Origin of the sequence: Acidovorax sp. Root402 (assembly GCF_001425125.1) — a bacterium.
GTDB lineage: Bacteria > Pseudomonadota > Gammaproteobacteria > Burkholderiales > Burkholderiaceae_C > Acidovorax > Acidovorax delafieldii.
In genome coordinates this window covers 186141-205566 of record NZ_LMDQ01000013.1, presented here as the reverse complement: position 1 = coordinate 205566, position 19426 = coordinate 186141, and the positions used below count along the sequence as shown (strand labels likewise).

Genomic DNA, 19426 nt, shown 5'->3' with positions numbered 1-19426 from the left:
TGGCGCCCGCTCACTGCCAGCCGTAGCGCCGCACGTACCAGCGCTTCATCACGGTCGTCAGCAGCACGTAGCCTGCCAGAATGCCCACCAGCCACGGAAAGTAAGCCAGCGGCAGCGCCTGCAGCTTGAAGTGCCCGGCCAGCGGCCCCATGGGGATGAAGATGCCCACCGCCATGATGAGCACCGTGGCTGCAAGCAGCGGCACCGAGGCCACGCTTTGTACAAAGGGCAGCTTGGGGGTACGGATCATGTGCACGATCAGCGTCTGCGTGAGCAGCCCCACCACGAACCAGCCCGACTGGAACAGCGTCTGCGCCCCGACGTTGTTGGCACCAAACACGTGCCACATGACGGCGAAGGTGGTGATGTCGAACACCGAACTGATGGGCCCGAAGAACACCATGAAGCGGCCGATGTCGCCCGGGTTCCACTTCAGCGGGTTGCGGATGAGCTCCTCGTCCACGTTGTCGAACGGAATGGCGATCTGCGACAGGTCATACAGCAGGTTCTGCACCAAGAGGTGCAGCGGCAGCATCGGCAAAAATGGCAGGAACGCACTGGCCACCAGCACCGAGAACACGTTGCCGAAGTTGGAGCTGGCCGTCATGCGGATGTACTTGAGCATGTTGCTGAAGGTCTTGCGGCCCTCCATCACGCCTTCTTCCAGCACCATCAGGCTTTTCTCCAGCAGGATGATGTCGGCCGCCTCCTTGGCAATGTCCACCGCGCTGTCCACGCTGATGCCGATGTCGGCCGCACGCAGCGCGGGCGCGTCGTTGATGCCGTCGCCCATGAAGCCCACCACATGGCCGCCCGCGCGCAGCGCGCGCACCAGCCGCTCCTTGTGCAGTGGCGAGAGCTTGGCAAACACGTTGTGGGTGTCGGCTGCGCGCGCCAGGGTGGCGTCGTCCATGGCGTCCACGTCCTTGCCCAGCAGCACGCCCTGCACCGCCAGGCCCACCTCGCGGCAGACCTTGAGCGTCACCAGCTCGTTGTCGCCGGTCAGCACCTTCACGGCCACACCGTGCGCAGCCAGCGCCTTCAGCGCGGGGGCAGTGGATTCCTTCGGTGGGTCCAGAAACGCCACGTAGCCGATCAGCGTGAGGCCCGATTCATCGGCCACGCTGTACACCGTCTGGTGGGGCGGCGTCTCCTTCATGGCCACGGCGACCACGCGCAGGCCCTCGTTGTTCAGACCGCGCGTCACCTCCAGCACCCGCGCGCGCAGGGTGGCGTCCAGCGGCAGGTCTTGCGCGCCGGTGTCTTCCACCACGCGGACCTGGGTGCACACGTCCAGCATCTCCTCCACCGCACCCTTGCAGATCAGCTCGTGGTGGTCGTTGCGCTCGCTGACGATGACCGACATGCGCCGGCGCATGAAGTCGAAAGGCACCTCATCGACCTTGCGGTAGTCCTGCGCCAGGCGCAGGTCGGTCTGCAGCTCCACATGCTCCAGCACGGCGTGGTCCAGCAGGTTCTTCAGGCCGCTCTGGTAGTGGCTGTTGAGGTAGGCAAAGGCCAGCACCTCGTCACTGTTGTGGCCGAACACGTCGGTGTGGCGCTCCAGAAAGATCTTGTCCTGCGTGAGCGTGCCGGTCTTGTCGGTGCACAGCACGTCCATGGCGCCAAAGTTCTGGATCGCGTCCAGCCGCTTGACCACCACCTTCTTGCGCGACAGCAGCACGGCCCCTTTGGCCAGCGTGCTGGTCACGATCATGGGCAGCATCTCGGGCGTGAGGCCCACAGCCACCGACAGCGCGAACAGAAACGCCTCCAGCCAGTCGCCCTTGGTAAAGCCGTTGACCACCAGCACGATGGGCACCATGACCAGCGCAAAGCGGATCAGCAGCCAGCTCACGCTGTTGACGCCTGCCTGGAACGCGGTGGGCGTGCGGTCGGTGGCCGTGACGCGGGTGGCCAGCGTGCCAAAGTAGGTGTGGTTGCCCGTGGCCACCACCAGTGCCGTGGCCGAGCCCGAGACCACGTTGGTGCCCATGAACAGCAGGTTGGTGGCCTCCAGCGCACTGGTGCCGGGCTGGCTGCGCTCGGCAAATTTTTCGACCGGCAGCGATTCGCCCGTCATGGCCGACTGGCTCACGAACAGGTCCTTGGCCGTGAGCACGCGGCAGTCCGACGGGATCATGTCGCCCGCCGACAGCACGATGTGGTCGCCCGGCACCAGCTGGTGGATGGGCAGCTCGCGCGGCGTGGCTGCGGCCTCCGCGCCGCTGCGGCGCAGCACCGTGGCGGTGTTGCTGACCAGCGACTTGAGGCGCTCGGCCGCGCGGTTGGAGCGACCCTCCTGCACAAACCGCAGCAGCGTGGAGAGCACCACCATGGCCAGAATCACGACGGTGGCCTCGTGGTCTTCGGTGAGGTACGAGATCAGTGCCAGCACCGTGAGCAGCACGTTGAACGGGTTCTTGTAGCAGTGCCACAGGTGCAGCCAGGCGGGCAGCGGCTTTTCGTGCTCCACCTCGTTGGGCCCGTGTTGGGCCAGGGCGGCGGCGGCCTGGGCGTCACTCAGACCCGCAGGGTCGGACTGCAGGCGCTCGATCAGTGGGGGCAGGTCATCGCTGGCGGCGCGCTGCAGCTCGCGGCTGAGCAGGTCGGGCGAGGTGGCGGGGGTGGGCGCACGGCCCAGGGTCAGCGTGTCCAGGATCAGCCGCCGCGCAAAGTGGCGCGTCACATGGCGGGTGTGCAGAAAGCGATCGAACAGGTGGTGCAGGAAGCTCATGGCGGTCTCCCTAGCAGCAAGCGCTGACGGCGTTGCGCGTCACGGGCAGCGGTGCCGTGTGCGCAGAAATGTTGATGAAACGGAACATGGTGAGTCACTCCTTCTGGCCGGCAACGGCCAGAGGCGTGAGGCTCACGCCGTCACGCGAGCCATCGCCCCGGGCCCTGGGCCTGGTATGCAAAGTTCAATGGGGATGTGGTGTGGGGCGGCGCTTCGGAGCGCCTGCGCGGGTCTGGGTCCATGGGGCCTCCTGGGTAGTGGTTGCAATACCGGCGTGGGCAGGCTTAAAGCGGCCGCGCCCGGCGGCGCAATGCCCGCGCAGGCGGCTGGCCATGCAGGTAGCAGCGAATCCGGTGCGTGGGCCACAACGTGGTGCCGTCAAGTTCGGCCACGGCTTGCAGGCTGTCAGCGGCCCCATGGGCAGGGCCCTGCGCGCCTGAAGGCAGCGATGCAGCATGCTCGGCGCGTTCAGCGCCAGGCGCCACCGCACGCTGGAAAAGGCGGGGCAGATCCACAACAAAAAAACGCATGGCCGTTGTCCTTGGCAGGCAGGGCGGAGCACGCAGACGCAGATGGGCGCCAGGGGGCACCGTCACAGCAGGCGGGCCATGCCCCAGCCAAAGGGGCGCGGCCCGTGCAGACGGCACAGATGCAGCAAAGCGGCAAGACGGTAAAGCCACCCACACCGCCATGGCCGACGGGGGCGCACGGGGTACAACAGGGGCTGGGAGAGACGGGGCCGGAGCTTGCACAAGGCAATCCACGGCCCGGGAGCGGGCGTCAGGAGGCCTGGCAGGCAGCAGCCGTCACGGCTTGCTGGGGTTCACTGCAACAACTGGCACTTTCCACGCTGGGGCTCCGGAAATGAAGGTGCGCGATTATTGCGCTGCAACATGACGAGGTCAATGCGTTTTTTTTGCCCCGACGGTCACCCTTCAAACTGGGGATGCAACTGCCGGATGCGGTTCATGGCCATGGCCGCTGCTGCGGTGCGTGTTTCCACCCCCAGCTTGGCAAACACACGCTCCAGGTGCTTCTTGACGGTGGCGGGGCTGGCGCCCAGAATGTCGCCGATGTCGCGGTTGATCTTTCCCTTGACCACCCAGTACAGTACCTCGGCCTCGCGCGCGGTGAGCTTGAAGGACAGGCTCATGGATTCGATGATCTTGGCATCCGACACCTCGCGCATCACAATGAGCCAGTCGCCGCCGCCGGCGCTGTCGCCCGCCTGCTGGTGCAGGCGGAAGGTCAGCCTGCGGGCACCCTGCTCCACCGCAAGGCGCGGGGGCTCGGCCAGCGAAGCGGCCAGCAGCTCGGCCGCGTTGTCGGCCAGCACATGGCGACGCAGCCAGGCCTGCACCGGCTCGGGCGCCCATTGGCCGAAGGCGGTGGGCGCGCCGTCCGGGCCCACTTCACCAAAGTAACTTTGCAGCAGCTCGCGCGCCAGCGGGGTCTGCCACACGATCCGTCCGTCCACCGCACGCACGGTGATGCTGGCGTAGCCAAACGCATCGAGCGCGTTGCGCGCCTCGCGGGCCTGGCGAGCGTCCTGCCGGGCCTTGCGGGCAGAGCCCAGGTGCACCCCCATGCGCGCCATCACCTCGCGCGGCTTGATGGGCTTGGTGACGTAGTCCACGCCGCCCGCCTCCAGCGCGGCCACCAGGTGTTCGGTCTCGGTCAGGCCGGTCATGAAGATGATGGGAATGTGTGCCGTGGCGGGCGATGCCTTCAAGCGCCGGGCCACTTCAAAGCCGTCCATGCCGGGCATCATCGCGTCCAGCAACACGATGTCGGGCAGGGCTTGCGCGGCGCGCTGCAGGGCGGCCTCGCCATGCGTGGCCACCAGCACGGTGTAGCCCGACTCATCCAGCGCGTCGTGCAAGACGGCCAGGTTGTCCGGCACGTCGTCCACGATCAGCACCACATCGCTGTCGGTGCGGTCCAGCGCGGCACCCGGCGCGCCCGGGGCCTGGAAGGGAGGTGGGTTGGCGATGGTCATCACGAGGGTGCCTGTTCCAGGATCTGGCCCATGGCATCGAACTGGAACTGCTTGGCCAGCTGCCGCATGGTGCCCACAAAAGCGCTGTGCGCGGGCTGGCTGCGTTCAATGTCGTCCAGGGTGTTGAGAATGCCCCGGTAGTAGCCCAAAGACACTGCCTGTGCCAAAGCCGCCAGCGCAGTGGTATCGGGGTATGTGAGGGGTGCGGGCGCCGCAGAGGCCGCCGTGGGCGCTGGCCCGGCGGGGACCTCGGCAGCCTCGTCGTATTGCCATTGCAGGCCCAGGCGGCGCTCCAGCCAGTCCAGCAGCTCGCTGTGGCGCACGGGCTTGACGATGAAGTCTTCGGGGCTGATGTCCACGTCGTTGTCGAGCGCCTTGTCGAAGGCATTGGCGGAGACGATGGCACATTGCACGTCTGGTAACCGCATCTGCCGCACACGTCGCAAAGTCTCCCAGCCGTCGATGCCCGGCATGGCCAGGTCCATGAAGATGGCGTGCGGCCGGTAGCCGGTGGCCAGCAGGTCCAGCGCATCGTGGCCGCTGGCTGCCTGGCGCAGCTCAAAGCCCAGGGGTTCCAGCAGTTGCAGCAGCAGTTCGCGGTCGGGCTCCTCGTTGTCCACCACCAGGATGCGGCGGCGCTCGCCTGCATACCCCCTGCGGGCGCGCTGGGCTTGCACCGCCACGGGCGCCGCCGCCTTGCCCAGCACATCCCCATGCACCTCGGACAGAAACAGCTTGACGTGGAACACCGAGCCTACGCCCGGCGTGCTGCTCACCGTCAGCTCGCCGCCCATGAGTGCGGTGAGCATCTTGGCAATCGTCAGGCCCAGGCCTGCGCCCGGCGCGGCCGTGGTGCTGCCGCCGCCCGAGCCGCCGCGTGCAAAGGGCTCGAAGATGCGCTCGATCTCCTCGGCCGTGAGGCCCGGCCCCGTGTCCTGCACCTCGATGCGTGCCATCTCGCGCGCATGGCGCACGCGCAGCGTGACAGTGCCGTGCGCGGTGAACTTGACGGCGTTGCCCAGCAGGTTGATGAGGATCTGGCGCAGCCGCTTGTCATCGGCACGCACCACTTCCGGAATCACGCCTTGCACATCGAAAGTGAACGCCAGGCCCTTGGCGGCAGCTTGCAGTTCGAACAGGCTGGCCATCTCGTGCAGCCCGTCCGCAAAGCGCATGGGCGCCACGTCGAGCGTGAGCTTGCCCGACTCGATGCGCGCGATGTCGAGCGTGCCTTCGATGAGCGACAACAAATGCTCGCCGCCGCGCCGGATCACATGCACCGCCTGCTTGCGGTGCGGGGGCACGCCCGCGTCTTCGCCCATGAGCTGGGCATAGCCCAGGATGCTGTTGAGCGGCGTGCGGATCTCGTGGCTGATGGCGCTGATGTAGCGGCTCTTGGCCTGGTTGGCCTGGTCGGCCGCGCGCTGGGCCGTTTCGGCCACCTGACGCGCCTGCTCGGCCACGCTGCGCGCGGTCTGCAGCGCCTCGTCAGTCTGGCGGTGCAACTCGATCTCGCGCACCAGCAGGCCGGTCTGGCGATTGGATTCCTCCTGCGCCACCTGGCGGCTCTTGTGCGCCAGCACCAGCCACCAGGCCACGATGCCGGAGATGACGAGAAGCGCCAAGTAAGCCTTGAGCAGGCCCGAGCGCAGCGCCACTTCGGGTGCCGCCATCACCTCGGTGTCCGTGGCCGCCTGGGCGATGGTGTTGAGCTCCTGGTGGTACAGCAGGCCCATCACCGAGGCCAGCAGCGGCGCAATCACCAGCATCAGCAGCAAAAAGTGCCCCAGGCCCGTGTCCAGGTAGCGCCACATGGCGCGAGGCAGCACCCAGCGCAGGGCGGCCGACCACTGCACCGCCATGCTCGCGTGGGGCTTGCACAGGTCCCCACAGCGCGCATCGAGCGTGCAGCACAGTGAGCAGATGGCGCCCCGGTACGCGGGGCACTGGGCCATGTCCGGGGCTTCGTATTCACGCTCGCAGATCACGCAGCGCTGCACGGTGGTGCGCCGGTAGCTGCCGACCTCTGTGCCCAGCCCCCCTTCGGCATTGCGGCGCAGCGGGCCATGCAGAGGCACCGCCATCACGTCGGCCAGCGCAACGGGCTCGGACTGGCGCGCAATGTAGTAGCGCCCCCCGGTGGCCCAGGCAATGAGCGGCGCAGTGACAAAGGCCACCGCCATCGCAATCACGGCCGAGAACGCCTGTGGCAGCGGGCCGAACAGCCCCAGGTGCGCGCTGATGGAAAGGATGGACGCCAGCGCCATCGAACCCACGCCCACCGGGTTGATGTCGTACAGATGCGCGCGCTTGAACTCGATGCCCTTGGGCGACAAGCCCAGCGGCTTGTTGATGACGAGGTCGGCCACCACGGACATGATCCAGGCGATGGCGATGTTGGAGTACAGCCCCAGCACCTCGCCCATGGCGCGGAACACGTTCATCTCCATCAGCATGAAGGCAATCAGCGTGTTGAAAACCACCCACACCACCCGCCCCGGGTGGCTGTGCGTGAGGCGCGAGAAGAAGTTGGACCACGCCAGCGAGCCTGCGTAGGCGTTGGTCACGTTGATCTTGAGCTGTGAGACGACCACAAACAAGGCCGTGGCCGCCACCGCCCAGCCGTAGTTGGGGAACACATATTCATAGGCGGCCAGGTACATCTGGTTCGGGTCCACCGCCCGGTCGGCGGGGACCATGTGGGTGAGCGCCAGATAGGCGAGCAGCGCGCCACCCAGCATCTTGAGCACCCCCAGCACCACCCAGCCCGGCCCGCCCACCAGCACGCCCAGCCACCAGCGCCCGCGCGTGGCGGGCGTGCGGGCGGGCATGAAGCGCAGATAGTCAGCCTGCTCCCCCATCTGGGTGATGAGTGCAATGCCCACCGTGAGCGCCGCACCAAACAAGGGCAGTTGGAACGTGGCGCCGCGCATCGATTCACCACCGTAGTGCACAACTCCGGAAAACGCACCAGGATCGCGCACCAGCACATAGGCAAACGGCACCACCAGCATCACCAGCCACAGCGGCTGCGTCCACACCTGCAGGCGGCTGATGGCCGACACACCGTGGGTGACCAGCGGAATCACCACAATGGCGCAGATGAGGTAGCCCCAGGTGGGCGGGATGTCGAGTGCCAGCTCCAGCGCATAGGCCATGACGGCGGCTTCGAGCGCGAAGAAGATGAAAGTGAAGCTGGCGTAGATCAGCGAGGTGAGCGTGGAGCCGATGTAGCCAAAGCCCGCGCCGCGCGTGAGCAGGTCCATGTCCACCCCATAGCGCGCCGCATACACGCTGATGGGCAGCCCCGCCAGGAAGATGATGAGCCCCGTGGCCACGATGGCCCAGAAGGCATTGATGAAGCCGTACTGCACCAGCAGCGTGGCGCCCACGGCCTCCAGGATCAGGAACGAGGCCGCACCAAACGCGGTGTTGGCCACCCGCCATTCGGACCATTTGCGAAAGCGCTGGGGCGTGTAGCGCAGCGCGTAGTCCTCCATGGTCTCGGTGGCCACCCAGCTGTTGTAGTCGCGCCGGACCTTCACGACCTGCTGCGGCGCCTGCGCGTCGGCATCCGGCCCTGGCATGGGAGCCGAGGTGGCGTCAGGCGGGGCAAGGGAGGCGGTGGAGGGGAGCATGGGCAAAGGGCGGCGGCAGCCCTTGTAAGTGCAGTTTCCATGCCACGGGTCGGCTTCACTTCCAGTGCACCTTCGCCCTCTGGCGTATGGCGGGCACGGGGCTTGCTGCCTATGATGAATCCGCTGCCCTTCGGACCGCATGGCCATCGATGACGATTGCCCCGTGTGTCCGGCCTGGACAACCCGCCACACGAGCCCACCCCTCCTTACATTGAGCAGAACGACATGGAACTGACCCCTCGTGAGAAAGACAAGCTGCTGATCTTCACTGCCGCCCTGCTGGCCGAGCGCCGCAAGGCCCGGGGGCTGAAGCTCAACTACCCCGAGGCCGTCGCCCTGATCAGTGCCGCCGTGATGGAAGGCGCGCGCGACGGCAAGACCGTGGCGCAGCTCATGAGTGAAGGCCGCACCGTGCTGACCCGCGCGGACGTGATGGAAGGCATCCCCGAGATGATTCCGGACATCCAGGTGGAGGCCACGTTCCCCGACGGCACCAAGCTCGTCACCGTCCATCAGCCGATCGTCTGACCCCTCCCCAACACTTCCCACCTTCTCTCTGTGGAGCCCCACATGCGCATCACACTCTCACACCGTCACACAGCCGCTCTCCTTTTCATAGCAGCTAGTGCAATCAGTTCTAGCGCCTTCGCCCATACCGGCGCTGAATCCCACATCCACAACAGTTTTCTGAGCGGCTTGGCCCACCCCCTGTTCGGCCTGGACCACCTGGCCGCCATGGTGGCAGTAGGCCTGTGGAGCGCCCTGTCCGCGCGCCATGCTGGACGCGAGCTGCTGTGGGGCCCCATGGGCTTTGCGGCCATGTTGCTGGCGGGCTCCGTGCTGGGCCTGCAGGGCGTGGCACTGCCTGCGGTGGAGCCGATGATTGCCGTGTCGCTGCTGGCCACGGGTCTGCTCGTCGTGTCGCGCCTGCGCGTACCCGGCCTCATGGCCGCGCTGGGCGTGGGCGTGTTTGCCATCTTTCACGGCGTGGCCCACGGCGTCGAGCTGGCGGGCAGCCACAGCGCCTGGCAAACCCTGGCGGGCATGCTGACGGCCACCGTGCTGCTGCATGGCGTGGGGCTGGCGGCAGGCTGGGCGCTGCGCCACCGCGCCGTGTGGCTCAGCCGCGCTGCAGGCGCTGCCGTGGCACTGATGGGTGGCGCCCTGCTGGCCCAGATGGCCTGACAGGTCTGACTGGCGTCATGCATACCGACACCGCAGCAGCTCCTCCCTCAAGGACCCGACCATGATCCCAGGCGAACTCTTTACCGAACCCGGCGAGCACGCGCTCAACACCGGCCGCCGTACACTGACCGTGGTGGTGCGCAACACCGGCGACCGGCCCATCCAGGTGGGCTCGCACTACCACTTTGCCGAGACCAACAACGCCCTGGGCTTTGACCGTGCGGCTGCACGCGGCATGCGGCTCAACATCGCATCCGGCACCGCCGTGCGCTTTGAACCCGGCCAGGAGCGCACCGTGGAGCTGGTGGACTACGCAGGCGAGCGCCGCGTATTCGGCTTTCAGGGCCTGACCCAGGGCCCGCTGTAGCAAATTCAAGCCCAATTGGCCGGTAGCGCCGGTATCAATTGCCCCAGCAGCTATCAAAAACATAGTAAACCGTTCTTGCGGAGCACCCCTCACATGGCAACCATTGGACGACGCGCCTACGCCGAGATGTTCGGTCCCACCGTGGGCGACCGCGTGCGCCTGGCCGACACCGAACTCATTCTCGAAGTCGAGGCCGACCACACCCTGCGGGCTGGCAGCTACGGCGAAGAGGTGAAGTTTGGCGGCGGCAAGACGATTCGCGACGGTATGGCACAGAGCCAGCGCAGCAATGCACAAGGCGCGGTGGACACAGTGCTGACCAACGCTCTGGTGGTAGACCACACCGGCATCTTCAAGGCCGACATCGGCCTGCGCGCAGGCCGCATCGCCGCCATCGGCAAAGCCGGCAACCCCGACACTCAGCCCGGCGTGGACATCGTCATCGGCCCCGGCACCGAGGTCATCAGCTGCGAGGGCAACATCGTCACCGCAGGCGGCATCGACAGCCACATCCACTTCATCTGCCCGCAGCAGATCGAAGAGGCCCTGGCCAGCGGCGTGACCACCATGCTGGGCGGCGGCACCGGCCCCGCCACGGGCACGCTGGCCACCACCTGCACGTCGGGGCCCTTCAATATGGAGCGCATGTTGCAGGCCGCCGACGCCTTCCCCATGAACCTCGGCTTTCTCGGCAAGGGCAACGCCAGCCTGCCCGATGCGCTGCACGAGCAGATCAACGCGGGCGCCATTGGCCTGAAGCTGCACGAAGACTGGGGCACCACGCCCTCGGCCATCAGCAACTGCCTGGATGTGGCCGAAGCCACCGACACGCAGGTGGCCATTCACAGCGACACGCTCAACGAATCCGGCTTTGTGGAGAACACCATTGCCGCCGTGGGCGGGCGCGGGATCTGCGCCTTCCACACCGAGGGCGCGGGCGGCGGCCATGCACCGGACATCCTGCGCGTGGTGGGCGAGGACAACTTTCTGCCCAGCTCCACCAACCCCACCATGCCGTACACGCACAACACGCTGGACGAGCATGTGGACATGCTCATGGTGTGCCACCACCTGGACGCGAGCATTGCCGAGGACCTGGCCTTCGCCGAAAGCCGCATCCGCAAGGAAACCATCGCGGCCGAAGACATCCTGCACGACCTGGGCGCCATCAGCATGATGTCCAGCGACAGCCAGGCCATGGGCCGCGTGGGCGAGGTCATCCTGCGCACCTGGCAGACGGCGCACAAGATGAAGGTGCAGCGCGGCAGCTTGCAAGGTGACACGGCCCGCAACGACAACACGCGCATCAAACGCTACGTGGCCAAATACACCATCAACCCCGCCATTGCGCACGGCATCAGCCACGAGGTGGGTTCTCTCGAAGTCGGCAAGTGGGCCGACATCGTGATCTGGAAGCCCGCGTTCTTTGGCGTCAAGCCCGCGCTGATCCTGAAGGGCGGACTGATTGCCATGGCTGCGATGGGCGACCCCAACGCGTCCATCCCCACACCGCAGCCCGTGCACTATCGGCCCATGTTTGGCGCGTTTGGCGGGGCCATCGCCAAAACGTCGCTCACCTTTGTCTCGCAGGCAGGATTGGCTGCTGGCATTGGCGAGCGCTTTGGCCTGCGCAAGACGCTTTCCGCCGTGCGCAACATCCGCGGCATCCGCAAGCGCGACATGGTGCACAACAGCTACACGCCCAAGATGGAGGTGGACGCGCAGACCTACACCGTGCGCGCCGACGGCCAGCTGCTCACCTGTGAAGCGGCCACCGTGCTGCCCATGGCACAGCGCTACTTCCTGTTCTGAGGTCGCTTCCCATGAATGCCTCGCTGCAAGACCTGCGGATCCGCCTGGACGACCTGACCGATCCCCGCATCGAAGCCTTCATGCAGGAGCATTTGAAGGACATGCGTGCCACCTCGCCACCGGAGAGCGTGCACGCGCTCGACATGGTGCAACTGCGCCAGCCTGAGATCCGCTTCTGGACGGCCTGGCGCGGCGAGGGCGAGCTGGTGGGTACCGGTGCACTCAAGCACCTGGATGCCGACCATGCCGAACTCAAGTCCATGCGCACAGCAGCCAGCGTGCGTGGCCAGGGGGTGGGCCGGGCCGTGCTGGAACACATCCTGGGCCAGGCGGTGGACCTGGGCTACCAGCGCATCAGCCTGGAAACGGGCACCCAGCCCTTCTTTGAACCCGCGCACCAGCTCTACCTGCGCTATGGCTTTACCGACTGTGCACCATTCGGCAGCTACCGGCCCGATCCCCACAGCCGCTACATGAGCCGTGCCCTGTAGCGCATCCGCGCATCGCCTTTCGGCGAGGGCCACAATGTTGACCTCGCCTATCCGGCTCCGCCCTTCCCTCTTGCCATGATCCAGGTCTCCAAACTTCTCCCCCAAGGCCAAGGCCTCGCTCCCGTACTGCTCAAGCGCGCCACCACCATCGAGCTGGACTGGGACGTGCGCCAGAAAAGCCGCTTTGCAGCCACCGACTCGGCCGGACGCGAACTGGGCATCTTCCTGCCCCGTGGCACCCTGGTGCGCGGCGGCGATGTGCTGGTGGCCGAAGACGGTTCCATGGTGCGCGTGATCGCAGCGCCGCAGCCGGTGCTGGTCATCACCCACTGCCAACAACACGGCACACCGTTTGACCTGACCCGCGCCGCCTACCACCTGGGCAACCGCCACGTGCCCATCGAGCTGCAGCCCGACCATCTCAAGATCGAGCCTGACCACGTGCTGGCCGACATGCTGCGCGCCATGCACCTCATCGTGAACGAGCAAAACCTGCCGTTTGAACCCGAAGGCGGTGCCTATGCTGCGGGGCATGGCGGCGGGCACCACCATGGGGGTCACGGCCATAGCCACGATCACGAGCATGGTCACGCGCACGATCATGGCCATGACCACGGGCACACTCACACTGAGGTACCGGCTGCGGCCACGCCCCCAGCCCGAGGCCGCATGGTGTCCATCCCCGTGGTGGCCCAAGGGCACGTGCACGGCCCGAACTGCAACCACGACCACTGAGCCAACGCCCATGCGCCTGGACCGCCCCACGCCGCTGCCGGCCGCCAGCTTTTTGCAGCTGATGTGGCTGGCCTCCCCTGCACTGCCGGTGGGCGGGTTTTCTTATTCCGAGGGGCTGGAAAGCGCCATTGAAAATGTGGGCCTCGCCAGCGAAACCGCCGTGGGTGACTGGCTGCAGGACCAGCTCCACATCACGCAGGCCCGGGGCGACATGGCCCTCATCGCCAAGGCTGTGGGTGCGTGGCGGCGCGCCGACTGGGCGCATGTGCGCGAACTCAACGACTGGGTGCTGCACACCCGAGAAACGAGCGAACTGCGCCTGCAGACCGAGCAAATGGGCCGATCGATGGCCGACTGGCTGCGCAATCAGAACCAGGGCGACGAGACCCTGATGCCCGCCGTGCGCCACCTGGCCGCATTGCCCCCCACCTACCCTGTGGCATTCGCAATGGCCGCCTCCACCACCCAGGCGCCCGTGCGCGATGTCCTGTTGGCCTACGCTTTCGGCTGGGCGGAGAACATGGTGCAGGCCGCCCTCAAATCCATGCAGCTGGGCCAAAGCGCCGGCCAGCGCATCCTGGCCCGGCTGGCCGATGCCATCCCAGCCGCAGCCGACCATGCCAGCGGGCTGATGGACAGCGAGCGCCAGGCCTTTTCGCCCATGCTCGCCATCCTGTCAGCCCAGCACGAAACCCAATACTCCCGCCTCTTCCGATCATGACCACCAGCAACCTGCACCACGTCCCGAACCGCACCAAGAACCTGCCGCCCCTGCGCGTGGGTATCGGTGGCCCCGTTGGCTCCGGCAAGACCACGCTGCTGGAAATGCTGTGCAAGACCATGCGCGATGACTACGACCTCATCGCCATCACCAACGACATCTACACCAAGGAAGACCAGCGCCTGCTCACCGTGAGCGGCGCGCTGCCCGCCGAGCGCATCCTGGGCGTGGAAACCGGCGGCTGCCCCCACACCGCCATCCGCGAGGACTGCTCCATCAACCTCGAAGCCATCGACCGCATGCTGGGTGAGTTCCCCAACGCCGACATCGTGTTTGTGGAAAGCGGCGGCGACAACCTGGCCGCCACCTTCAGCCCCGAGCTGAGCGACCTCACCATCTACGTCATCGACGTGGCCGCTGGCGAAAAAATTCCCCGCAAAGGCGGCCCTGGCATCACCAAAAGCGACCTGTTCATCATCAACAAGACCGACTTGGCCCCCCACGTGGGCGCCAACCTGGATGTGATGCACGCCGACACCACCCGCATGCGCACCAACGCCCAGGGCCTCAAGCCGTTTGTGATGACCAACCTCAAAACCCTGGCTGGCGTGGCCGATGTGGTCAAGTTCATCGAGACCCGGGGCATGCTGAAAAAATCAGCACCCGCAGTCGGCTAGAATTCGCGCCTTCCCTCCCGGAGACTTGGGTGAGTGGTTTAAACCAGCAGTCTTGAAAACTGCCGACGGGCAACCGTCCGTGAGTTCGAATCTCACAGTCTCCGCCAGTTCTTGGCCCGGCGCAGCTACAACAGCGAAATGTGCGCAAAGGCCAGTGCAGCAACATGTCTGTGGCTGCCCCCTCACCCAACCCAATTCACAAGAACGCATCTGCCCCCTAGACTGCGTTTTTACTGAACCTTGCCGCATCCATGGGCAGGGTGGAGAAATTGGGTACGGGCCTGCGGCCTGAAGTGACCAGCCATGTCGAGGAGAGAAAGATGTTGTCGTCGGCCCTCTACGCATCGTTCTTTTTCACGGTGGCCCTGCTGGTCACCACCGCCTACTTCTTGATGGGTGGTCTGCCGCTTCTTACGCTGAAACATGACACCCCACTGGACGCGCGGTTCGTTCGGGGGTTTTTCAACGTGTACTACCGTGCTGCGTTCTGGGCGTCGCTGGGGGCGTTTGTCAGTTATGCGCTTTGGGGCAGGTACCCCTTTGCCATCGGCGTGGCGGTCAATGCCTGCATCGTCTCGCTGCTGCGCAAGCACTTGTTGCAAGCCATGCAGCAGCTCGGTGCACAGATCGAGGCGAGTAGCGACGGAGCGATTCATCACTTTCGCCGCGTGCATTCGGCGGCGCTCTTTGTCAACCTGGTTCAGCTGGTGGCGATCGTTTGGGGGCTGTTGTGGTTGTCCCAGCAGCTCAAGTAGACCTGCCGGTGGGGTGCCACGCTGGGCCTGTGCCCTGCGTGTGGCCTTTCTTTCACCTCGCCAGTCCCGCTCCCTGCGGTGCGATGGGAGTCAAATCTTCAGGGCGGCATACCTCTTCGCTGTGCGCCAACCGAATCCACAGACCGGTGCGTTTGATGATGACGTAGTCCACGCTCACCGTTCTGCCTTTGTAGAGAAATTGCGTGCCGGGTTTGTACAGAATCATTCTTGTGATGTAGCGCGCTGGGATGGCCGGAGGATGACGACATCACCCATTCCGCAATGGTGCCAACAGATGGGCTCCGGGGCTTTACCGCCCGGCAAAAGACCTACGACGCAGTCGCTTTTTTCACCCCCGTGGTGATGCCGAAGGGCGGGCAAAAAAAAGCCCGCAGGCTGCGGGCTTAACACTTGCGCGATGCAAGCGGGAGGGATGTCGAGGGGATCGACAGGCCAATGTTAGGACGGTGACCAATGTGGGCATGTAGGACAGTACCGATTCCTCCAAGCTCCGTCGATCAGCAGCAGAAAGGGATCGTGGGTTAAGCGCCCGGGCAGCCCAACGTTCACGTTCCGTAAATCCTTGCGCAGCCCCGCCCCGTGGCCTTGGCCAGGTACATCGCGGAATCGGCCTTGCGCAGGAGTTCTTCGGCCTCGGTGCCGTCACCGGGCGACAGGACAATACCGATGGACGCGCCGATTTGCAGCGCATGCGCTTCGATCTCGGTGGGCCGGCCCAGGGCTTGAACCAGGCGGTCGGCCAGGCGGTACGCACTGTCACCGTCCGATACGCCCCGCTGCAGCAACGCGAACTCATCGCCGCCCAGGCGCGCCACCACATCGTCCTCGCGCGCGGCCTGCGTCAGTTGCCGGGCCACCCACACCAGCAACTGGTCACCTACGGCGTGCCCGTGGCGGTCATTGACGGGTTTGAACCCATCCAGATCCACGTACAAGACAGCGAAGCCACGGCCCGACCGGTGCACGTCGGTGGCTGCGGCCTGCAATGCTTGCAAAAAGGCGGTGCGATTGAGCAAGCCCGTCAGGCCGTCGTGCTCTGCCACATGGCGGATCTGCTGCTCGGCCTGCTTGCGCTGGGTGACATCGGTGAAGGTGCGCAGCGCGCCGCCGCCTTTGATGGGCACGGTCTGGACCTCCAGGATGCGGCCATCGGGCCGGGGACGGTCATACACCTGTGGCTGATCGACCCCGCCATTGCTGTGTCGCAGCAGGTCCTGCACTTCCTGCGATGCGCCCTGGAATTCGCCACGAGCCCGCAGGTAGGCCAGCACATTCACCAGCGTGGGCTTGGATGCCATCAGCTCGGCCGGCAGGTCCAGCAGTTCCATGGCCCGGCGGTTGCACAGCTCGACCACCCCCGTGGCGCTGATCTTGGCCACGCCCTGGTCCATGTGCTCCAGCGTGGCTTCGAGCAGGATGGATTTCTCCCGCAATTGCGCCTCGCTGTCGCGGGCGCTGCGTTCGGCCTGCGCCAGCAAGCGCTGCTGGCGCTTGAGCTCGGTGATGTCCACATGGGCGTAGAACACCGTGCCGTCGCTGCCCTGCTTGGCGATGACGCGGCTCCAGCGGCTGCGCGGCAAGGGCACTTCAAACGGCGCCCCCGCAAAACGCATGTGCTCCTGCAAGGTCGAAAGACCGTCGTAAAACGGTGCCATGTCGCCCTCACCCCCGACGGACCATGCGTGGCGGTACACCTCGTCAAACGCCAGACCCATTGCGGCAGCGCGGTCTGGCAGGTGGTACATCTGCATGAAGGGCTGATTGACCCACTGGATGCGCTGATCTTCAGCGCAGATCATCAGCCCATCGGGAATGCGGTCAAACAGTTCGGTGCTTTCGATCACCGGACTGCGCAGGTAGCCGGGTTCGTGGATGTCGGCGCTGGATTGCGCGGCCATGTCAATGGATGCGCTCTGAGCCGGTAGCGCCTCGGCACGCCACACACGCACCCGCCCCCCGCCATCAATGGGCAACGACGACACATGGACGCGCAGCCCCCGGTGCTCAAAGCTGTAAGGCCGGGTCTGTGCGCGGTGCCGCTCAACACCGGCCGTGATGTAGCGTTCGATGTTGGGCAGCTCCTGAACATCCAGCCGCTGGGTGTAGAAGCGGCGCAGGTTGGCCTCGTAAGGCTCGCCTACGTACACATGCCCCGCGTGCTCTGGAAAGAACTTGAAGAAGGTACTGTTCCAGGCCAGCGTGCGGTCGCTGTCGTCAAACGCACACAGCGCAACATCCAGACCATCCAGGGTGTCGCCCAGGGCACGGATGAGGCGAAGGCGGGAATCGTCAGGCATGGTCAGAAGGTTCGGTACGGCGACGTCGACACAGGCCCGCGCATCACGCAGCCCCAGATGGCAAGGGCCCGCCGTTGCCAACACACAACGCACAACGGCGGACGCTCCATTGTGCGGAACCGGGCTTACGGCAACCCGTCGAGGAGTGGTGGCCCCGCGATCAGTTGGCGAGCATGTTGCCATGTCACAACACATCTTGATACAAGTCAAGAACCCGCTCCAGCGGAGACGGATGCAGGCAACAGTCCGTTACGGCTGGAAACCGGCCCATATTGCTACGGAAACCCCATGGCACCTGCATTCCGCTATTGTGGGCGTTTTGAACTCAGGAGCCCGCTGCCATGATGAAGACCCGACCCACTTTTGCCGTCGCCTGCTGCTTGGCCCTGGGAGCGGCCGTCACCGGTTGCGCGGGTTATGGGCAGACACCCGCGCTATCGGCGGGCTCGGCCGCCGCAGGGTCTGGATCACCCCCCGCCAGCGTGTGCAACGCCCAGCCCGCGCAGTTTGTCGTGGGGCAAAACAGCACCGCATCGGTTGTTGAATCTGCCCGTCAGCGCTCGGGCGCGCAGACGGCGCGCATCCTGCGCCCCGGGCAGATCATCACCAAGGAATACGACACCCAGCGGCTGAACCTGGAGGTGGACGGCACCGGCCGCATCCTCGCCGCAAAGTGCGGTTGAGATGATGTTGCGCTGCCGATGAGGGGTGACTGAAACCCGCGCGGTCAGTCCGCCAGGAACAGCTCCTGCAGATCGCTCAGAAAGTCAAAGCCCCGCTCGGTAGGCCGTACACGCGCCATGTCGCGCTCGATCAGGCCCTTGCGCTCGGCGGCCTCCAGGCCCTTGGCGATGGCGGTCAACGGCAGGCCTGTGCGGGCCATGAAGTCCTGCAGCGCAAAGCCTTCGCGCAGGCGCAGGGCGTTGAGCATGTACTCAAACGGCAGATCGGCGCGGCGCACCTCGTCGTCCTGCGCTACGGCATGGCCTGCCAGGGCGTTGTCCATGTAGCGCGCGGGGTCCCGAAAGCGCACCTGCCGCACCACGCGGTGCGCAAAGCTCAGCTTGCTGTGCGCACCCGCGCCGATGCCCAGGTAGTCGCCAAACTGCCAGTAGTTGGTGTTGTGAAAACACTGGTGGCCCGGCTGCGCATACGCAGAAATCTCGTACCGCGCCATACCCGACTGCCCCGTCATCTCCGTGATCCGGTCAAGCATCGCGTAGGCCTGGTCGTCCTCGGGGATGGCCGGGGGGAACTTGGCGAAGTAGGTATTGGGCTCGATGGTGAGGTGGTAGATGGAGATGTGCGGCGGCTTGAAGGCCAGCGCCGTTCGCAGGTCCTGCTCCAGCTCTGGCAGCGTCTGGCCCGGCAGGGCGTACATGATGTCGAGGTTGAAGGTGTCGAAGGACGCAGCAGCCTCCTCCACCGCCGCCATCGCCTGGGAACGGTCGTGCACGCGGCCCAGGGCCTTCAGGTGCTGGTCGTTAAAGCTCTGCACCCCCACCGACAGGCGCGTGACGCCCGCCGCGCGGAAGGCGCGAAAACGGTCTTTCTCGAACGTACCGGGGTTGGCCTCCATCGTGATCTCGCAATCTGGCTCCAGCCGCAGGCGGGCGCGGATGTCGCCGATCAGCCGGTCGATGGCTGCCGGCGAAAACAGGCTGGGCGTGCCGCCGCCGATGAAGATGCTGTGCACGGACCGCCCCCAGACCAGGGGCAGCGCGGCCTCCAGGTCGGCCATCAGGGCATCGATATAGCGCTGCTCGGGCACCTCGCCGCCGGTGCTGGCACCCGCGCGGAATTCATGCGAGTTGAAGTCGCAGTACGGGCATTTCTTGAGGCACCAGGGCAGGTGCACGTACAGCGACAGGGGCGGCAGGCTGGGCAGCTGCAGCAGGCCCGGGCGCATGTAGTGCTGGATGTCGCGCACCACGGCAGGTTCGGCCTCGGCCTGTGGCTTGATCGGAATATGAACCACGGTCAGCGCCCTT

16 protein-coding genes and 1 tRNA gene are annotated in these 19426 nt (G+C 65.8%); 11 read left to right on the top strand and 6 right to left on the bottom strand.

The genetic code is table 11. The features are described 5' to 3' along the window. Positions 1–10: 10 nt before the first annotated feature. The 4 genes from mgtA to ASC83_RS08410 form a co-directional block, all read right to left on the bottom strand. Positions 11–2737 (bottom strand): magnesium-translocating P-type ATPase, encoded by a 2727-nt coding sequence (gene mgtA / locus ASC83_RS08425; protein WP_056060599.1) that lies wholly within the window; start codon positions 2735–2737, stop codon positions 11–13. A gap of 284 nt (positions 2738–3021) precedes the next feature. Then, entirely contained in the window at positions 3022–3267 is a 246-nt protein-coding gene (locus ASC83_RS08420; RefSeq protein ID WP_056060597.1) for a hypothetical protein, read from the bottom strand. 398 nt (positions 3268–3665) lie between these two features. Next, a complete protein-coding gene (locus ASC83_RS08415) occupies positions 3666–4736 on the bottom strand; it encodes a response regulator (RefSeq protein ID WP_056060594.1) in 1071 nt (356 codons plus the stop codon). Further along, positions 4736–8374 (bottom strand): ATP-binding protein, encoded by a 3639-nt coding sequence (locus ASC83_RS08410; protein ID WP_056060591.1) that lies wholly within the window; start codon positions 8372–8374, stop codon positions 4736–4738. The genes ASC83_RS08415 and ASC83_RS08410 overlap by 1 nt, the downstream gene beginning before the upstream one ends. Positions 8375–8599: 225 nt before the next feature. Here ASC83_RS08410 and ASC83_RS08405 point away from each other — a divergent pair, with 225 nt between their 5' ends. The 10 genes from ASC83_RS08405 to ASC83_RS08360 all read left to right on the top strand — a co-directional run bounded on the left by ASC83_RS08405 (position 8600) and on the right by ASC83_RS08360 (position 15117). Next, positions 8600–8902 carry an urease subunit gamma gene (locus ASC83_RS08405; protein ID WP_015012806.1) on the top strand — a complete coding sequence of 101 codons (303 nt, stop codon included), beginning with the start codon at positions 8600–8602 and terminating at the stop codon, positions 8900–8902. 42 nt (positions 8903–8944) lie between these two features. Next, the gene (locus tag ASC83_RS08400) at positions 8945–9559 is read left to right on the top strand and encodes a HupE/UreJ family protein (protein WP_056060589.1); all 615 of its coding nucleotides are present in this window, start codon (positions 8945–8947) and stop codon (positions 9557–9559) included. A 61-nt stretch (positions 9560–9620) separates the two neighbouring features. After that, a complete protein-coding gene (locus tag ASC83_RS08395) occupies positions 9621–9926 on the top strand; it encodes an urease subunit beta (protein WP_056060586.1) in 306 nt (101 codons plus the stop codon). A gap of 93 nt (positions 9927–10019) precedes the next feature. Further along, positions 10020–11738: an urease subunit alpha gene (gene ureC / locus ASC83_RS08390; RefSeq protein ID WP_056060582.1), complete on the top strand. Its 1719-nt coding sequence runs from the start codon at positions 10020–10022 to the stop codon at positions 11736–11738. 11 nt (positions 11739–11749) lie between these two features. Then, positions 11750–12229 carry a GNAT family N-acetyltransferase gene (locus tag ASC83_RS08385; protein ID WP_056060578.1) on the top strand — a complete coding sequence of 160 codons (480 nt, stop codon included), beginning with the start codon at positions 11750–11752 and terminating at the stop codon, positions 12227–12229. 75 nt (positions 12230–12304) lie between these two features. Beyond that, the gene (ureE, locus tag ASC83_RS08380; protein WP_056060575.1) at positions 12305–12964 is read left to right on the top strand and encodes an urease accessory protein UreE; all 660 of its coding nucleotides are present in this window, start codon (positions 12305–12307) and stop codon (positions 12962–12964) included. Between the two features lie 10 nt (positions 12965–12974). Further along, on the top strand, positions 12975–13685 hold the full coding sequence (locus ASC83_RS08375) for an urease accessory protein UreF (protein WP_056060572.1): 711 nt from the start codon (positions 12975–12977) through the stop codon (positions 13683–13685). Further along, complete coding sequence (gene ureG / locus ASC83_RS08370) at positions 13682–14362, top strand: urease accessory protein UreG (protein WP_056060569.1); 681 nt, start codon at positions 13682–13684, stop codon at positions 14360–14362. The genes ASC83_RS08375 and ureG overlap by 4 nt, the downstream gene beginning before the upstream one ends. A gap of 19 nt (positions 14363–14381) precedes the next feature. Then, positions 14382–14469 (top strand) — tRNA-Ser (locus ASC83_RS08365). Between the two features lie 144 nt (positions 14470–14613). After that, positions 14614–15117: a hypothetical protein gene (locus ASC83_RS08360; RefSeq protein ID WP_235509336.1), complete on the top strand. Its 504-nt coding sequence runs from the start codon at positions 14614–14616 to the stop codon at positions 15115–15117. A 566-nt stretch (positions 15118–15683) separates the two neighbouring features. Here the strand turns inward: ASC83_RS08360 and ASC83_RS08355 are convergent. Then, positions 15684–17435 carry a GGDEF domain-containing protein gene (locus tag ASC83_RS08355; RefSeq protein ID WP_056060566.1) on the bottom strand — a complete coding sequence of 584 codons (1752 nt, stop codon included), beginning with the start codon at positions 17433–17435 and terminating at the stop codon, positions 15684–15686. Between the two features lie 341 nt (positions 17436–17776). Here ASC83_RS08355 and ASC83_RS08350 point away from each other — a divergent pair, with 341 nt between their 5' ends. Then, positions 17777–18118, top strand: a complete 342-nt coding sequence (locus tag ASC83_RS08350; RefSeq protein ID WP_056060563.1) for an I78 family peptidase inhibitor — start codon at positions 17777–17779, stop codon at positions 18116–18118. Between the two features lie 44 nt (positions 18119–18162). Here ASC83_RS08350 and hemW read toward each other — a convergent pair whose 3' ends face one another. After that, complete coding sequence (gene hemW / locus ASC83_RS08345; protein ID WP_200938913.1) at positions 18163–19413, bottom strand: radical SAM family heme chaperone HemW; 1251 nt, start codon at positions 19411–19413, stop codon at positions 18163–18165. Positions 19414–19426 lie beyond the last annotated feature (13 nt).

Bases quoted from the DNA above. Each gene is read 5' to 3' on its own strand.
- ASC83_RS08355 (WP_056060566.1), bottom strand. From the start codon at position 17,435: ATGCCTGACGATTCCCGCCTTCGCCTCATCCGTGCCCTGGGCGACACC.
- ASC83_RS08410 (WP_056060591.1), bottom strand. From the start codon at position 8,374: ATGCTCCCCTCCACCGCCTCCCTTGCCCCGCCTGACGCCACCTCGGCT.
- ASC83_RS08420 (WP_056060597.1), bottom strand. From the start codon at position 3,267: ATGCGTTTTTTTGTTGTGGATCTGCCCCGCCTTTTCCAGCGTGCGGTG.
- ASC83_RS08385 (WP_056060578.1), top strand. From the start codon at position 11,750: ATGAATGCCTCGCTGCAAGACCTGCGGATCCGCCTGGACGACCTGACC.
- ASC83_RS08415 (WP_056060594.1), bottom strand. From the start codon at position 4,736: ATGACCATCGCCAACCCACCTCCCTTCCAGGCCCCGGGCGCGCCGGGT.
- ureG (WP_056060569.1), top strand. From the start codon at position 13,682: ATGACCACCAGCAACCTGCACCACGTCCCGAACCGCACCAAGAACCTG.
- mgtA (WP_056060599.1), bottom strand. From the start codon at position 2,737: ATGAGCTTCCTGCACCACCTGTTCGATCGCTTTCTGCACACCCGCCAT.
- ASC83_RS08405 (WP_015012806.1), top strand. From the start codon at position 8,600: ATGGAACTGACCCCTCGTGAGAAAGACAAGCTGCTGATCTTCACTGCC.
- ureC (WP_056060582.1), top strand. From the start codon at position 10,020: ATGGCAACCATTGGACGACGCGCCTACGCCGAGATGTTCGGTCCCACC.
- ASC83_RS08360 (WP_235509336.1), top strand. From the start codon at position 14,614: ATGGGCAGGGTGGAGAAATTGGGTACGGGCCTGCGGCCTGAAGTGACC.
- ASC83_RS08400 (WP_056060589.1), top strand. From the start codon at position 8,945: ATGCGCATCACACTCTCACACCGTCACACAGCCGCTCTCCTTTTCATA.
- ureE (WP_056060575.1), top strand. From the start codon at position 12,305: ATGATCCAGGTCTCCAAACTTCTCCCCCAAGGCCAAGGCCTCGCTCCC.
- ASC83_RS08350 (WP_056060563.1), top strand. From the start codon at position 17,777: ATGATGAAGACCCGACCCACTTTTGCCGTCGCCTGCTGCTTGGCCCTG.
- ASC83_RS08375 (WP_056060572.1), top strand. From the start codon at position 12,975: ATGCGCCTGGACCGCCCCACGCCGCTGCCGGCCGCCAGCTTTTTGCAG.
- ASC83_RS08395 (WP_056060586.1), top strand. From the start codon at position 9,621: ATGATCCCAGGCGAACTCTTTACCGAACCCGGCGAGCACGCGCTCAAC.